Origin of the sequence: Aequorivita sublithincola DSM 14238 (genome assembly GCF_000265385.1) — a bacterium.
GTDB classification, from domain to species: Bacteria; Bacteroidota; Bacteroidia; order Flavobacteriales; family Flavobacteriaceae; genus Aequorivita; species Aequorivita sublithincola.
In genome coordinates, this window is record NC_018013.1 from 2,355,216 (window position 1) to 2,370,486 (window position 15,271).

A 15,271-nucleotide genomic window follows, 5' to 3' on the forward strand; every position below is an offset into this window, starting at 1 on the left:
ATGGAAACTAAGAGAAGTCTAGCATATTTAAGAGCAAAGAAAAAAGTAGAAACCCTAAAAGGTTTTTATAGTCACCTAACAGTTTATATACTCGTGAATGCTGGAATCATCCTAGTTTCAGCCAATGTTTTCAATAGCAACCCTATAGACTTTTCGGACTGGGGAAACTATGTAACCACCTTTTTCTGGGGCATCGGATTGGTGTCTCACGCATTATATCTAATCTTTGTGCTTAACGTAAGAAACAATTTTTTGAAAGATTGGGAAGAGAAAAAAATAATGCAGTTTTTGGAGGAAGAACAAATGTGAAAATTCCAAATTCCAAAAAACCAAATTCCAAAAAAAAATAAAAAATGCGGACTGAATAAATCAATCCGCATTTTTTATTTTAAAGTTTAATAATCCTCTTATTGAAATTTCTATCCAATCAAATCATCAATAATCTTTGCCAGCTCAAAATCCTTTTCAGTTACGCCATCGGCATCGTGGGTAGAAAGGTAAATTTCCAATGAATTGTAAACATTGCTCCATTCCGGATGGTGCTGTAGTTTTTCGGCTTCAAAAGCAATTCGGGTCATTGCCGAAAAGGCTTCCTTAAAATCTTCAAATTCAAAAATGGTATGCAACGCACCTTCGTGGTAGTCCCAACCTTCAAATTCCTTCAACTTAGCTTTGATTTCTTTTTCTGATAATGCTTTCATATTTTTTATTTTTAATTATTGAGGTTTAGCGCGTTAGCTTATTTGATTGATATAATTTCTTCTTTCAAACTACATTCTTCAATAACTTCCGAAACTGTAATTTGTTTAGAAATAGGCAATTTATTTCCCTTTGGAAGAATCGCATTATAACTATCATCGTTACTGCTAAATACACTTTTAAAGATAGGCAATTTATCGCCCAATTTAGAGGTGATTTCTCGAAAAAGATCTTCGTGATGCACCATATCATTGCTAGCCAAATGAAAAATCCCGAAAAGCGAATGATTGATAATGTAATGAACCTGCTGGCAGACTTTGCTAATCGTTGTAGCCGTAATCACTAAATTTGGAAACACATCAAAGTTCGCTTGATGCCGAATACATTGGCGTAGATGAAGAATCTCTGGAGAATTAATACCTAAAACCATCGGCAATCTCAAAATCCCTGTTTGCTGCGGAATGGTTTCCAACAATAATTTTTCTATTGAAATTTTGAATTTTCCCGAAGCGGTTTCCGATAGCGTACTATCATTTTCATAAGAAGGAAGTCGAAACTTTCCATCAAAAACTTCTGAAGACGAAATATAAAGCACAGAACAAGCCTCATTTAACAAAGCGAAATTCACAATTTGCTGATGTACTTCAAACTGATTTCTATAATCTCCTTTTAATGCTGAAATGATAACCGTCGGTTTTATAGTGTTAAGCAACAATAATATGGAATCTTCTTCAACGCAGAATTTAGAGAATACTTGGTTTTCAGAAAACGCGCCTTCTTGTTGGCAGTAAGTACAATGCACATCAAAATAGGGTAGAAGTTCTTTGTACAAGGCATTACCAATGAAGCCACTGCCGCCCAAAATCAAAATCCGCTGTTTTTCTTCTCTCTTTCTCATTAAAATCTTTCGTGAAAACGCTAAAAAATAGACAGTTTCGTTCTTGTTGTAAATTGTTCCAAAGCCTGCATTCCTAAATATGGATTTCCTTTTGGGTTCAAGGCTGGCGCCCAAGTAGCAATAGTAAAGCAGTGTGGTAAAAGTGCTACGATACCGCCGCCAACGCCACTTTTCCCTGGCAATCCTACTTCAAAAGCAAATTCGCCAGCTTCGTCGTAAAAACCGCAAGTAAGCATTATTGCATTAATTCGCTTCACTTGGCTGGCAGTTAAATGCTGAACATTTTTTAAACAAGCTCCTTTGTTTGCAAAAACGAAAAAAGCGTTGGTAAGTTGCTTGCAATCCATCATTATGGAGCATTGATGAAAATAAAAATCCAAAACATCTTCTACTTCATTATTGAGATTTCCGTAGGCTTTTAATAAATTTGCCGCAGCATAATTGTTGAAACCTGTAATTCGTTCAGATTCGGCAATTTTATTGTTGTAGGAAATACTATCGTCGTGCGTCAATTCCTTTACAAAATTTAAAAAGTCTTCTTTAGGATTTTTTAAGTGAGAAAGCAGAACGTCAGCAATCACAATGGCTCCGGAGTTTATTAACGGGTTTCGAGGAATTCCGTTTTCCAGTTCTAAAAGCGAAAGATGGTTAAAAGGGTTTCCCGAAGGTTCCACATCTACACGTTCCCAAAGATCATTTCCAACAAGCTGAAACGCCTTTGCAAGCGAAAGCACTTTTGAAATACTTTGAATTGAAAATTTTTCTGAAGCATCGCCAACAGAATGACTTTCACCAGTAATCAGCTGAAGATGGATTCCAAATTTATCTTTTGAAACATTCCCCAACTCTGGAATATAATTCGCGACTTCTCCCGTGTTGTCAACCTTCTTGAGCGAGCTGTGAATTTCTTCCAATATGGCTTGATAATCTAGCATTAACCTTTGTAGAATGGTGTTTTAACGATAGTTGCCGCAACCGGTTTGTTTCGTATTTGAATAAATATTTCCGTTCCGGGAGCGCTATTTTCAACAGTAACGTAACCCAAACCAATGGCTTTGTTTAAAGATGGCGCCATTGTTCCGCTGGTAACGATACCAATAATATTTCCGTCTTTGTCGGCGATTTCATAATCGTGACGCGGAATACCGCGTTCAGTAAGTTCAAAACCAATTAGTTTTCGTTTTACTCCTTCTTCTTTTTGCTTTTTTAGGTTTTCTGAATTCACAAAATCCTTCGTGAATTTTGTAATCCAACCCAAACCAGCTTCAAGAGGCGAAGTAGTATCACTTATATCATTTCCGTAAAGGCAGAAGCCCATTTCAAGTCTTAGCGTGTCGCGAGCAGCCAAACCAATTGGTTTTATTCCGAAGTTTTTTCCCGCTTCCATCACTTTGTTCCAAACTTGTTCCACTTCGCTATTTTTGCAATAAATCTCGAATCCGCCGCTACCGGTATAACCAGTTGCGCTAATAATTACGTGTTCAATTCCTGCAAAATCGGCAACTTTAAAATGGTAAAATTTAATCGCACTCAAATCTTCAGAAGTTAAAGATTGCATAGCTTCAATAGCTTTCGGCCCTTGAATTGCCAAAAGTGAATAATCATCAGATAGATTCCGCATATCGGCGTCCATCGTGTTTTGTTTTTCAATCCAAGCCCAATCTTTATCAATGTTTGAAGCGTTTACGACCAATAAATATTGCTCGTCTTGAAGTTTGTAAACTATCAAATCGTCCACAATTCCGCCAGTTTTATTAGGTAAACAAGTGTATTGCGCCTGGCCATCCACAAGTTTTGAGGCATCGTTGCTACATACTTTTTGAATTAAATCCAAAGCTTTAGGACCAGTCAATAAAAATTCGCCCATATGCGAAACGTCAAAAACGCCAACGCCTGTGCGCACCGTTTCGTGTTCTGCGTTTACGCCTTCATAAGAAACAGGCATATTATATCCTGCAAAAGGCACCATTTTAGCGCCCAATTGTTCGTGTATGTGAGAAAGTGCTATGTTTTTCATCTTGTTTCTAGTTTTCTTTGAGTGCCCTGCGACTCTGCTCAGGCTTTAAGTTTGATAATAATTATTTAGGTCTTTTGTAATAAATTTTAAGCAAATGTATTACAATCGTGCAAAGGTAACGAAAGTTTGAAAGGTTTATTTTTATCAAGATTTTCGTTAAAATCGTCTAATTTGCAGACCTTTTCTCAATGATTTCATTTACTTTTAAAACAAAAACAATGGCCACAACAACTTCATACAATCCATATAATAACGTAGAATTACAAACATATAAAAATCATACAAAACAGGAGGTTTCAGATCTAATTGATAAAGCGGACAAACGTTTTTACAGCTGGCGTGAAACTTCTTATTCTGAGCGAAAAAAGCTGATGCTTGCTGCAGCTGCTGAATTAAAAAAGAATACAAGAGAATATGCAGAAATGATGTCTTTGGAAATGGGAAAGCCAATTTCACAAGCCATTGGCGAGGTTGAAAAATGTGCTTGGGTTTGCGAGTTTTACGCTGAAAATGCTGAGAAACAACTTCAAGATGAAGTTGTGCAAACGGATGCTTTCAAAAGTTATGTGAGCTATGAACCTTTGGGTATCGTACTTGCCGTAATGCCTTGGAACTATCCATTTTGGCAAGTTTTCCGTTTTGCAGCTCCTGCGTTAATGGCTGGGAATATTGGTCTTTTGAAGCATGCTTCAAACGTTTTTGGAAGTGCTTTGAATATTGAAAAGGTTTTTAAAAGAGCAGGTTTCCCAGAAAATTGTTTTACCACTTTATTGATTGGCAGTAAGGATGTTAAAGAAGTGCTTGAAAACGAAAAAGTAAAAGCAGTAACCCTGACGGGAAGTGGCCCAGCTGGTGCTTCCGTGGCTTCGATTGCGGGTGAAAACATAAAGAAATCTGTTTTGGAATTAGGCGGAAACAATGCGTTAATAGTGATGAAAGACGCCGATATTGATAAAGCCGTTGCAACCTGCGTACAAGCACGATTTCAGAATACGGGACAAAGCTGCATCGCTGGAAAAAGATTGATAATAGATGAATCCATTTCCGAAGAATTTGTAGAAAAAATGGTAATAAAAGTCCGTGAACTTAAAAGCGGCGATCCAATGGATGAAAAAACCTATGTGGGAACTTTGGCACGCGAGGATCTTGCGAAAGATTTGGAAAAACAAGTAAACGCTTCCCTAAAATCTGGCGCAAAATTAGCAATTGGCGGAAATCGTCAAGGTGCCTATTATGAACCAACCATTTTGACAAATGTATCTCAAAAGATGACCGTTTTTGAAGAAGAAACCTTTGGCCCTGTGCTATCAGTAACAACTTTCAAAACAGTTGAAGAAGCCGTTGAAATGTCAAATAATTCAGAATTTGGTTTGGGCGTTTCCATTTTCAGCAAAAACATTGAAGCAGCAGAAAAGCTAGCTTTTCAATTTGACGAAGGTGCTGTTTTTATAAATGAATTGGTGAAAAGCGACCCAAGATTGCCTTTTGGCGGCATCAAGAAGAGTGGTTACGGCCGCGAACTTAGCCAGCATGGTATTCATGAATTTGTGAATAGGAAAACGATTTTTATAAACAAGTAAGATTGTGACTGAGCACTGAATTTAAAAGATTTCTTATATTTACGTTATGAAGAAGATAGAAATAAATGTGCCGAATTCTGTGGATGAACATTCCATAAAGATGCAATTGGCAGGAATTTTATTTGAACAGGGCGTTTTATCCTCTGGTCAGGCTGCAGAATTGGTGGGTATTTCTCGTAGGAAATTTCTGGAAACCATTGGTGAATATGGCATATCCATTTTCTCTGAAACTATGGAGGATATTCAAGAATCACTCAAATGGCTAAAACAGTAATTGCAAACACTAGCTGTTTAATCTCTCTTCATAATATTGGACTGCTTTATATTCTGCAAAAACTTTTTGGAGAAGTTTATATCACTTCTGACATTCAAAGGGTATTTGGGCAATCACTACCAGATTGGATTAAAGTTCAAAACCCAAAGAATTCCGAACTGCTCACCACCTTTTATGCAAAATTGGATAAGGGAGAAGCCAGTGCCATCGCTCTAGCATTGGAAATACAAAACGCCACCGTTATTATTGATGAATTAAAAGGAAGAAAATTTGCCGAATCTTACAACGTGAAAACCGTTGGAACTATCGGCATATTAATATTTGCAAAAGAAAAAGGATTAGTTGTAAATGTAATGGAGGAAATTAATAAAATAATTGAGAGTGGCTTTAGAATTTCCAAAAAATTGCTCACAGAATTAAACGATGAACATAGAGAAGATAAAACTAAAGGATAATATTTAAAAAAAATATACCAATGCTCGACCAACTCCTAAAATACGACACTGAATTTTTTCTTTTTTTAAACAATTTAGGAAACACTTCTTGGGATGGATTTTGGCTTTTCGTAACCGAAAAATGGTCGTCAATACCTATCTATGCTATTCTTCTGTATTTAATTTACAAGAATTATGGACTAAAAGGAACACTCGTAGTTATTGTTTGTGTTGCATTAATGATTACTGCTACAGATCAATTGGCAAATCTTTTTAAATATGGCGTTAGGCGTCCGCGGCCTTGTCAAGTTGCAGAGTTAAAAGAACAAATGCGCTACATTGCCGATGGTTGTGGTAGGTTTGGATATTTCTCTGCACATGCCGCAAGCTCAATGGCGGCTGCTTTGTTTTTAGGACTGAGTCTTCAGAAATGGTATAAATATTTACCGTTTTTATTACTTCTTTGGGCTGTGATTACTGCTTATAGCAGAATTTATTTGGGCGTTCATTATCCGTTAGATGTAATTACAGGAATGGCTTTTGGGGGCGTTATAGGTTGGCTGTTTTATCTTCTGCAAAAATGGGGACAGAAGAAATTTAATTCGTAAATTATGTTAGGTTGAGCGCAGTCGAAACCTCTTTCTAATAACGAAATTTCAAATCAAGAAACCCCTCAACTGCGCTCGGGGTGACATTGCGATTACTTTTTAGTTACAACAAACAAATCCCTATACAATCTATTTTTATGTGTTCGGCTGTCTTTTCCCTTCGGATTCATATCGTAACGGACTATAAATTCTTTATTGAATTCTGAAAAAGCTTCCTCAAAACTTTCGTGATTATTGTCAGAAACCATCACGCCAAATTGATTTTCCTCTGGAATTAAAATATTTTCGTCTTCTCTTAAAATTTTCATCTTTTCGCCATAATCCCAGATAAGCTCTGGCGTCATATCTGAAAATTCATAGATTTCTATGTTCTTCTCTTTCGCAAAAGTATTCGCTTCTGAAAATGGTTTATACTCAGGGTTGTCAGTAATTGCAGCACTCAGTGGAAGTCCGAACCAAATTACCATCACAATAAAAGCTATTGTTAGATAAAAAACGCTTTCAATTTTTCTTCGGAAGAGATTTCTATACATTAAAACCGCTATTGTTAATAATGCAATCGAAAGCAATACAAACCAAACCCAATTTCCGGCAAGTCCGTCTTTCAGAAAGATATAGCCACCTATTGGAAATGCAATTCCTATAAAAGCAATTAGCCCAAAGTTGAAATAGACTGGAATTGTTTCCCTTTTATCTTTCAATTTTTTAAATTTTCTGAAAAGATATTCAATATAAAAACCCGTATTCAAAGCCATTGGAATTAATACTGGCAATAAATAGCGCGATTTTTTCTCTGGAATTAACGAAAGTAAAATCACTGAAATCATCGTCCAAAGAAAAGTGAAGAAGTAGGCTTTTTTATTAAAAACTCGATTCTTTAAATATGGATAAATCAAAGCTATAAATGCCGGAATGGTCCAAACGCCGCTCTGCGTAAAAAAACTCCAGTAATAATAAAATGGCTTAGTTTCATAACTAATCCAGTTTGTAGTTTCTTTTTTGGTGATTTCTGCGGCAGCTGGATCAAATTTTAATGTGTACCAATGCCACCAAGTGGAAACAATTGTTGCGACTATTAGAAAAGCAATCAACGGCAACCAGCGCGATTTAAAGTTTTTGTATTTGTAAACAATTCCAAAGGCAATCAAAAAGGGGAGGAGCAATGCGTAAAACGAAACAGGGCCTTTGCTCAAGAACGAACAACCAAAGAAAAGTCCAGCCAAAAGTGCATTTCTATATTTATGGGTTTCTTCCGTGAAAAATAAGTACAGAAGATAGATGCAACCCATCATAAACCCGTGGGTGTAAATATCCCACTGCCCATCACGAGCGGAGGCAACGATGTAAAACGAAGTCGCCAATACTAACGAACTTATAAAGGCATATAATTTTTCCGAAGTTAATTTTGTGGCAAGTTTATAAGAAAAAAGCACTAAAATTAAACTCATAATAGCTGCCGGAAGTCGTAGTGCCCAAATAGTTTTTATTCCAAATATAGCTGCAGAAAAAGCAGTAAGCCAAGTAGGAAGCGGCGGTTTTTGATAGCGTGGTTCACCATTTATTGTGGTTAATAACCAGTTGCCATCTTGCAACATTTCACGTGCCGTAATGAAGTTTCTCGCTTCCATAATATTTACTGGCAACGAGTTTAAATTCACGAAGAAAATAGCCGCGCAAGTAATTAAAAGAAGCAGTAAATAATTCTTTTCAATTTTCATAACGCATTTGTTTTTTCCAGATAAAAATATTCCGAACGTAAATAATCAAACCAGCAATGTGGCCTACAAAAAGTACTGGATCTTCTCTAAAAATTGCATAGGTTAAAATTAGCGAAGCCCCTAAAACACTCATTCGCCAAAAGCCAACGGGTAATTGTGAAGTTTTTGTTTTTTCAGAAACTATCCATTGATATACAAAACGAAGTGTGAAAATTAGTTGTGAGACAATTCCTAAAAGTAGGAGCCAAAAAGGAATGTCGTCGTTGTTGAAAAGCTTTTGGATGTCATATTCGCCGTTATTGTAAGCATAAATTACAACGAAAACTGGAAAGACAAAAAGAAAAATTTGCAACCATTTGGGCGATTTCTTCCATTCGCCTTGCAATTGTAAATTTCGAATATAAATGTAATAGGTTAAGGCTTGACCGAGCATAATCGCGAAATCATCACGTAAATGTCCGTAAACGAAAAGTAAAAAGGAAGCGAGCAAACTCAGTTTCCAAAAAGCTGAAGGTGTAATTATACGCTTGCTTTTTTCGGAAAGAATCCATTGAACAATAAGCCTTCCGCTGAAAAGGATTTGTGCCAAAAAGCCAATGCCATACACAATCCAGTTGCTCATCTTTTGCTTTTAATTTCGTAGTTGATGTATTTTTTCTTCATCCAAAGGTAAGCGAAACAGTCCATCAGAGGCCCAATCAATCTATTCCAAAGTCCAAATTTTGCAGTTCCCGCCATTCTTGGAAAATGTTTTACAGGCACTTGTATAATTTTTCCGTTTTGCAAAAGAATCATTGCGGGTAAAAACCTGTGAAGGCCTTTAAACATTGGAATGCGTTTTGCGTAATCACTTTTTATAACTTTTAGAGGGCAACCCGTATCGTCCATTCCGTCATTTGTAAAAGCTCTACGAATTCCGTTTGCAATTTTGGATGACATATTTTTTACGAACTTATCCTTTCTATCTGCGCGAACTCCTGTAACCAAATCGTATTCGCCAATATGTTCCAGCAAAAGGTTGAAATCTTCTGGCGCAGTTTGTAAATCGCTATCAATATAACCAACCAACGGACTTTCAACATAATCAAAACCTGCTTTTATGGCAGCGCTCAGACCTCGGTTTTCTTTGAAATTTATAAAATGAAAAGCCTCATTGCGATTACAAATTTGTTCAATTAGCATTTGGCTGTTGTCCTTAGAACCGTCGTTTACAAAGAGGATAGACGTTTTTTTAAAGGCGATTTTGGTGTAGTCAAGCAGTTCCTTTTCAACACGTTCTAAGTTTTCTTCTTCGTTATAAACGGGCACAATTATGGTAAACTCGTACATTCAGTTTTTTTGAAAAGGTTTGTGCAAAAGTATTTCTTTTTTGAAGAATAAGGCATAACGCTAAAAAAGATGTTATTTTGCAGATGAAAAGGAAGCAAGAAACAGGACTTAAATGACACAGGACAATTTTGGATATAAAATCCAAATTCGTCTTGATTCCTGAATCCCTTCAGTCTTGTTTCAAAAGAAAATATATGAAAATACTCGTTACAGGCGCTGCCGGATTTATAGGTTCCCATACTTCGGAAAGATTAAAGAAACTTGGTCACGAGGTGATTGGTATTGATAATTTTTCGCCTTATTACGATATTTCACTAAAGAATCTGAATGCCAAAGTCCTTTCAGGAAAAAATATCAAAATCCTAAACCTTGATTTAAGAGATACTGATTTAGCTGAAAATCTCCCAAACGATTTAGATTTTATATTCCACTTTGCTGCGCATCCTGGTATTTCTAGCACTTCTTCGTTTGAAGATTATTTCAGCAATAATATTTTAGCAACACAGCGTTTGCTTGAATTTGCTGAAAGACTTGCAAAGAAACCATTTTTTGTGAATATTGCTACTTCTTCAATCTATGGGTTGGAAGCCACTTTTCCTGAAAGCGTTCCGCCGAAACCCGCTTCTTGGTACGGCGTTACAAAACTTGCTGCCGAACAATTAGTGCTGGCAAAAAGCCGTGAAAACAAATTGAAAGGAACTTCACTTCGTCTGTTTTCAGTTTATGGGCCGCGCGAAAGACCAGATAAACTTTACACTCGCTTGATAGATTGTGGCTTGAATAATAAAGCGTTTCCGTTGTTTGAAGGTAGCGAAAAACACTTGCGCAGTTTTACCTATGTACAAGATATTGTGGACGGAATTGTGAGTGTTATTGGTAAAGAAGAAGTCTGCAATGGCGAGGTTTTCAACCTAGGAACAGAAACCGAAAGCACTACCGCACAAGGAATTGCGACGGCTGAGGAAATTCTTCAAAAGAAAATAAAAACGGGAATAAATCCTCCACGTGACGGCGATCAATCCAGAACCAAAGCGAATATTGATAAAGCTAGAAAACTGCTCAGTTATAACCCGCAAACAACTTTGAAAGAAGGATTGATTGCTCAAACTGAATGGTTTAAAGAAAATTTTTAATTTTTTGTAATTATCTAATATTCAGTAATTTATTTTCACTTCCGTTTTTTGGTATCTTTTCACCTTTATTACCATTTGTTTGAGAAATTAATTTAAATGTATATTGCCATAAAATAAATATGAAAAAAACTACACTCCTCTTCTTGTTTATAGCTTTTAGCTTTAATTATATTTTAGCGCAATGCCCTACAGGACCTATAGTTCTTTCCACACAAGATGATATAGATAATTTTGCTATAAACTATCCTGGTTGTACACAGCTTACCAATAATTTAACAATAAGCGGAAGTACCATTGAAAATCTAAATGGTCTGAGTTCCATTACGTCCATTGATGGAGATTTAGTGATAACCGCGAACACTCGCCTAAGATATTTGGCAGGGTTGGATAACCTAACAAACATTACTGGAAAATTTGAAATTTCAGGTACTCTGATCTATAATTGTAATGGTCTTGGATCCTTAACAAATATTGGCGGTGATTTTGTAGCTAGAAAACTTGAAAAGTTTTTAGGTTTGAGTTCTTTGGTCTCTATTGGGGGAACTTTGAACATAGAATATAACGGTAGTCTCGAGACTTTAATTGGTCTGGATGCACTTACTACTATTGGTGGAGATTTAAAATTTAAGAATAATAATAATTTATTAAGATTATTGGGTGTAAATAATTTGCAAAGTATTGGAGGAGATTTTGCAATGATAAATGTAAATATTAATTCTAATAATTTGGATGGATTACAGAGTTTGGAAAGTATAGGGGGGAATCTTGACATCACCTCTTCCATAAATTCTATGTATGGATTAAGTGGACTTACCAGTATTGGTGGCAATTTGGATTTAAATTCAGGTTCATATATTAACGATTTAGATGGATTATTATCGTTGAATTCTATTGGAGGAGATTTCATTATTACAAATAGCACTATTGAAGATATGACATGTGCCACCCTCCAAACTATCGGTGGCTCATTATTAATTCAAAATTGCGACGAGCTTACCAACATTAATTTTCCTGGGATTGCTGGAGTAGGTGGCTATATGTCTATTTTTGATAATGGTGTTCTAACTTCAATTGCAGGATATACTCCATTGTCAGCCGTAGGTAGTTATTTAAAGATTTCCAACAATGGGTTAATGACAACCATCCCCGATTTCAACAATCTTACTACTGTTGGTGGGGATTTAAACTTGAGCAACAATTTTTCGCTTCTTGCCGTAAATAACTTCCAAAGTTTGACGAATGTTCCAGGATCATTGGATCTTTCAAACTCTGCGGAATTATTAAGCATTTCAGGGTTTAATGCTGTTGAAACAATTGGCGGTGGCTTGAAACTCGATTCAAACCCAAAATTAGAAACGCTTGCCGGTTTTAATTCGTTGCTTTCTGTTGGAGCAGATTTTAAAATCAACAATAATAATAGTTTGATAAATTTTTCAGGTTTTAATAGTGTTACTGAAATAACAGGTGCGTTTTCAATTAATCAAAACCCAAATCTTCAAGCTATAAACGTGTTTAATGCCTTGGAAACTGTAGGCTCTTATTCAATTATAGGAAATCATAATCTAGATACATTAACTGGTTTCAACGCAATTACCACCATTAATGGAAATTTTGAAATAATTGATAACATTGTGTTGAGTAATTTAAACTCTTTTCCATTGGTAACCACTGTTTCAGGTAGTTTTATCTTTTCTAGTAACTCTATTGCCACACAATTTCAAGGTTTTGAAAATTTGGAAGCTATTGGTGGAGATATGAAATTTACTACTAGTCCATTACTTGTTTCAATGCCAAGCTTTAATTCGCTAGCATCAATTTCTGGAGATGTCTGGTTTGATAGAGTAGATTCGTTCAAAAACTTAAATACTTTAAGTTCATTAACTGCCATTGGAGGGTCTATGCGATTTGAAAATATGGAAACCTTTAGTGATGTGGAAGGTCTGAATAATTTATTGACTATTGGTGGAGGTATTTATATTGCTCGCTGTAAAATACAAACTGGTTTTGATTCCTTGGTTTCTATGGGAGGAACTTTTTATTATACAGATATAACCATTGTGCCTCAATTTCAGGGCTTTGATTCTTTGGAAACCCTTGGTGGATCTTTCGTACTCTCTGGTATTAGTTCCGATTTTCAATATTTTTATTGGCCACCCAATTTAACAACCATTGGTGGAGGGATTAGTGTTGTTGGATGTGGTGCGTGGGAAATTATAGGCATGGAAATCTTAACATCTATAGGCAGTAATATCACATTTTACCAAAATGGGATAAGGAAAATTGATTTGAATTTATTGGTTAACGTACCTGGTCATGTTGAGATAAATCGCAACGGTGCCTTGAAACATGTAAATTTTTCTTCTTTAGAAACTGTGGATGAACATTTTGAAATTGAAAAATTGAGCACCTACCTGAATTTGAACAATCTAACCACAGTAGGAGATTATTTTAAATTAGAAGAAATGGGAAACTCCTCAAACCCAGTTGTTGATCTTGTAATGAGTTCTATAACTTCAATTGGCAGCGATGTTACAATTGATGGTACGGTAGATTCTCTATTAGGTTGGGAAAACTTAACAACCATAAATGGAAACCTTTCTTTAAAGAGTAAAGATTTTATGCCTGGATTATATGGCTTAGAAGGCCTAACAACGGTAACTGGAAATTGTGAAATTCGCGGCGATTTCTCTACCTTCTCTGGTTTAGATAATCTAACATCCATTGGTGGTTATTTCAGGTCCACTCCCGTTCAATTTGCAGGAAGCCAAGGCAATCCGGTTGAAGATTTTACAGGCTTGGGGCAATTAGGTTCCATTGGCAGCGATTTCTTAATTGAGGGAAGAATTCATACGCTAAATGGTATTTCAAGTTTGGAGACCGTAGGTGGGAACCTTAAAGTTTCAATTGACTTTAATTTGCAAAATTTAATAGGTTTAGAAAATTTGCAATCCGTTGAAGGTGATTTATTAATAAAATCAAATACCAATTTAACAAGTCTGGAAGGTCTGGATAATTTAGATTATAACTTACTTGACAACCTTGAGATTACAAGCAATCCCAACCTAAGCATGTGTTCTATTTTACCAGTTTGCGGCTATTTACAGACCAATACAAACTATATCATTTACGGCAATGGTACAGGTTGCGATAGTGATAACGATATTTTGAGCCTGTGTAATTACAATACAATATTAGGAAATGTGCGTTATGACTTTAATGTGAATGGTTGCGATTCTTCAGATTACGGAGCTGGTTCGATTCTTATTGATGTTTCAAATGGGGTTAATAATTACAGAACATTAACTAAAGATGATGGTTCTTATTTAATTTTTGTAGGCGAAGGAACTTTCACAATTTCAATAAATTCTGAATCCTTACCAGAAAATTTTGAAGCTACGCCAGCTTCAGCCACAACAACTTTCACAGGAAACGGAAACGAAGACACCGTAGATTTTTGTTTAACAGCCACTACAATTTTTGACGATTTAAGGGTGACTATACTTCCTTTAAATCAAGCGCAACCAGGGTTTGAGACAGAATACCTGATTGTCTATGAAAACTTGGGAACCCAGCCGCTCAATGGCGATGTAACATTACAATTTGATGATTCCCGTCAAAGCTTTTTAATGGCAAACCCTTCGCAAACAACCATTAATAATGATATTATTTCTTGGGATTTTACAGATTTACTGCCTTTTCAGTCAAAAGAAATACGAGTGGTTTTCAACACTTTTCCACCACCAATTAACCAAGGCGGTGATATTCTACATTTCAGCACGACCATCAATCCGATTGGATCAGACGCCAACCCAGACAATAACGTGGCCGAAATGGATCAAATTATTGTAAATTCTTACGATCCAAATGACAAGCAAGTAGCTCAAGGCACTTCAATTTTTATTGATGAAGCGAATGATTATTTAGACTATGTTATTCGTTTTCAAAATACAGGTACTGCAAACGCAACTACTGTTAAAGTTACGGATCATTTAAGTAATAATCTAAACTGGAATACAATTAGAACGCTTTCGTCAAGTCATGAGTATCGGGTGGAAATCAGGAATAACAATGAGGTTAATTTCATATTTGAGAATATAGATTTACCGCCAGAAACTACTGATCCCGAAGGTAGTAACGGATATATAGCTTTTCAGATATTGCCAATTTCAAATCTTCAAATTGGTGATTCTGTGGACAATACAGCAAATATATTTTTCGATTATAACCCAGCCATTATAACTAATACGGTAACAACTACAATAATTGAAGAATTGGGCGTGACCGAAAATTCGCTAATAAAACTAACTTTATTTCCAGTTCCTACTAGTGGAAACGTAACTATAAAGTATAGTGGAATTATCCAGCAAGTAGAATTATATAGTGAATTGGGCCAACTTTTATCTAAAGAAATAAATTTGCAAGGAATTCACTCTTTGAATACTGAAAAGCTTGCTAATGGTATTTATTTCGTGAAAATTAAAGACAGTAACGAAAATGAAATAGTGAAAAAGTTGATAAGGAACTAAACGCTAAAACAAATTAAAAGAATAGTTACTTTTAGAAACGAAATGATTCAAAATG

Annotated in this window: 14 protein-coding genes; 7 read left to right on the forward strand and 7 right to left on the reverse strand. The window is 35.8% G+C overall.

Going from position 1 to position 15,271, the window contains the following annotated elements; all coding sequences use genetic code 11:
* On the forward strand, positions 1–309 hold the full coding sequence (locus tag AEQSU_RS10815; protein WP_014782900.1) for a 2TM domain-containing protein: 309 nt from the start codon (positions 1–3) through the stop codon (positions 307–309).
* 110 nt (positions 310–419) lie between these two features.
* On the opposite strand, the gene AEQSU_RS10820 is transcribed toward AEQSU_RS10815, so the two are convergent.
* Genes AEQSU_RS10820 through gcvT form a run of 4 tightly spaced genes read right to left on the reverse strand, consistent with a single transcriptional unit; the run spans position 420 to position 3,614 of the window.
* Positions 420–701, reverse strand: a complete 282-nt coding sequence (locus tag AEQSU_RS10820) for a 4a-hydroxytetrahydrobiopterin dehydratase (RefSeq protein WP_014782901.1) — start codon at positions 699–701, stop codon at positions 420–422.
* Positions 702–739: 38 nt separating this feature from the next.
* On the reverse strand, positions 740–1,597 hold the full coding sequence (locus AEQSU_RS10825; RefSeq protein ID WP_014782902.1) for a sugar nucleotide-binding protein: 858 nt from the start codon (positions 1,595–1,597) through the stop codon (positions 740–742).
* A gap of 20 nt (positions 1,598–1,617) precedes the next feature.
* Positions 1,618–2,532, reverse strand: coding sequence for a glutaminase (locus AEQSU_RS10830; protein WP_014782903.1), 915 nt, complete (start codon positions 2,530–2,532; stop codon positions 1,618–1,620).
* Entirely contained in the window at positions 2,532–3,614 is a 1,083-nt protein-coding gene (gene gcvT / locus AEQSU_RS10835; RefSeq protein WP_014782904.1) for a glycine cleavage system aminomethyltransferase GcvT, read from the reverse strand. The genes AEQSU_RS10830 and gcvT overlap by 1 nt, the downstream gene beginning before the upstream one ends.
* A 218-nt stretch (positions 3,615–3,832) precedes the next feature.
* Here gcvT and AEQSU_RS10840 point away from each other — a divergent pair, with 218 nt between their 5' ends.
* From AEQSU_RS10840 to AEQSU_RS10850, 4 genes are read left to right on the forward strand one after another with little or no spacing between them, the layout of a single operon-like run.
* On the forward strand, positions 3,833–5,194 hold the full coding sequence (locus AEQSU_RS10840) for an NAD-dependent succinate-semialdehyde dehydrogenase (RefSeq protein ID WP_014782905.1): 1,362 nt from the start codon (positions 3,833–3,835) through the stop codon (positions 5,192–5,194).
* A gap of 46 nt (positions 5,195–5,240) precedes the next feature.
* The gene (locus tag AEQSU_RS16465) at positions 5,241–5,468 is read left to right on the forward strand and encodes a UPF0175 family protein (RefSeq protein WP_014782906.1); all 228 of its coding nucleotides are present in this window, start codon (positions 5,241–5,243) and stop codon (positions 5,466–5,468) included.
* Positions 5,453–5,923 carry a PIN domain-containing protein gene (locus AEQSU_RS10845; RefSeq protein ID WP_014782907.1) on the forward strand — a complete coding sequence of 157 codons (471 nt, stop codon included), beginning with the start codon at positions 5,453–5,455 and terminating at the stop codon, positions 5,921–5,923. Before AEQSU_RS16465 ends, AEQSU_RS10845 begins: the two co-directional genes overlap by 16 nt.
* A 20-nt stretch (positions 5,924–5,943) precedes the next feature.
* The gene (locus AEQSU_RS10850) at positions 5,944–6,510 is read left to right on the forward strand and encodes a phosphatase PAP2 family protein (protein WP_014782908.1); all 567 of its coding nucleotides are present in this window, start codon (positions 5,944–5,946) and stop codon (positions 6,508–6,510) included.
* 92 nt (positions 6,511–6,602) lie between these two features.
* Here the strand turns inward: AEQSU_RS10850 and AEQSU_RS10855 are convergent, their stop codons facing one another.
* Genes AEQSU_RS10855 through AEQSU_RS10865 form a run of 3 tightly spaced genes read right to left on the reverse strand, consistent with a single transcriptional unit; the run spans position 6,603 to position 9,557 of the window.
* Complete coding sequence (locus AEQSU_RS10855; RefSeq protein ID WP_014782909.1) at positions 6,603–8,228, reverse strand: ArnT family glycosyltransferase; 1,626 nt, start codon at positions 8,226–8,228, stop codon at positions 6,603–6,605.
* On the reverse strand, positions 8,218–8,850 hold the full coding sequence (locus tag AEQSU_RS10860; protein WP_014782910.1) for a lipid-A-disaccharide synthase N-terminal domain-containing protein: 633 nt from the start codon (positions 8,848–8,850) through the stop codon (positions 8,218–8,220). The genes AEQSU_RS10855 and AEQSU_RS10860 overlap by 11 nt, the downstream gene beginning before the upstream one ends.
* Positions 8,847–9,557, reverse strand: coding sequence for a glycosyltransferase family 2 protein (locus AEQSU_RS10865; RefSeq protein ID WP_014782911.1), 711 nt, complete (start codon positions 9,555–9,557; stop codon positions 8,847–8,849). Before AEQSU_RS10865 ends, AEQSU_RS10860 begins: the two co-directional genes overlap by 4 nt.
* 194 nt (positions 9,558–9,751) lie before the next feature.
* Between AEQSU_RS10865 and AEQSU_RS10870 the strand changes: the two genes are divergently transcribed.
* Complete coding sequence (locus AEQSU_RS10870; protein WP_014782912.1) at positions 9,752–10,690, forward strand: NAD-dependent epimerase/dehydratase family protein; 939 nt, start codon at positions 9,752–9,754, stop codon at positions 10,688–10,690.
* A gap of 119 nt (positions 10,691–10,809) precedes the next feature.
* Complete coding sequence (locus AEQSU_RS10875) at positions 10,810–15,216, forward strand: DUF7619 domain-containing protein (RefSeq protein WP_014782913.1); 4,407 nt, start codon at positions 10,810–10,812, stop codon at positions 15,214–15,216.
* Positions 15,217–15,271 lie beyond the last annotated feature (55 nt).

Excerpts from the sequence above, each read along its gene's own strand:
- AEQSU_RS10820 (WP_014782901.1), bottom strand. The coding sequence starts at position 701 with ATGAAAGCATTATCAGAAAAAGAAATCAAAGCTAAGTTGAAGGAATTT.
- AEQSU_RS10840 (WP_014782905.1), top strand. The coding sequence starts at position 3,833 with ATGGCCACAACAACTTCATACAATCCATATAATAACGTAGAATTACAA.
- AEQSU_RS10845 (WP_014782907.1), top strand. The coding sequence starts at position 5,453 with ATGGCTAAAACAGTAATTGCAAACACTAGCTGTTTAATCTCTCTTCAT.
- AEQSU_RS10870 (WP_014782912.1), top strand. The coding sequence starts at position 9,752 with ATGAAAATACTCGTTACAGGCGCTGCCGGATTTATAGGTTCCCATACT.
- AEQSU_RS16465 (WP_014782906.1), top strand. The coding sequence starts at position 5,241 with ATGAAGAAGATAGAAATAAATGTGCCGAATTCTGTGGATGAACATTCC.
- AEQSU_RS10815 (WP_014782900.1), top strand. The coding sequence starts at position 1 with ATGGAAACTAAGAGAAGTCTAGCATATTTAAGAGCAAAGAAAAAAGTA.
- AEQSU_RS10825 (WP_014782902.1), bottom strand. The coding sequence starts at position 1,597 with ATGAGAAAGAGAGAAGAAAAACAGCGGATTTTGATTTTGGGCGGCAGT.
- AEQSU_RS10875 (WP_014782913.1), top strand. The coding sequence starts at position 10,810 with ATGAAAAAAACTACACTCCTCTTCTTGTTTATAGCTTTTAGCTTTAAT.
- AEQSU_RS10850 (WP_014782908.1), top strand. The coding sequence starts at position 5,944 with ATGCTCGACCAACTCCTAAAATACGACACTGAATTTTTTCTTTTTTTA.
- AEQSU_RS10865 (WP_014782911.1), bottom strand. The coding sequence starts at position 9,557 with ATGTACGAGTTTACCATAATTGTGCCCGTTTATAACGAAGAAGAAAAC.
- AEQSU_RS10860 (WP_014782910.1), bottom strand. The coding sequence starts at position 8,850 with ATGAGCAACTGGATTGTGTATGGCATTGGCTTTTTGGCACAAATCCTT.
- gcvT (WP_014782904.1), bottom strand. The coding sequence starts at position 3,614 with ATGAAAAACATAGCACTTTCTCACATACACGAACAATTGGGCGCTAAA.
- AEQSU_RS10830 (WP_014782903.1), bottom strand. The coding sequence starts at position 2,532 with ATGCTAGATTATCAAGCCATATTGGAAGAAATTCACAGCTCGCTCAAG.
- AEQSU_RS10855 (WP_014782909.1), bottom strand. The coding sequence starts at position 8,228 with ATGAAAATTGAAAAGAATTATTTACTGCTTCTTTTAATTACTTGCGCG.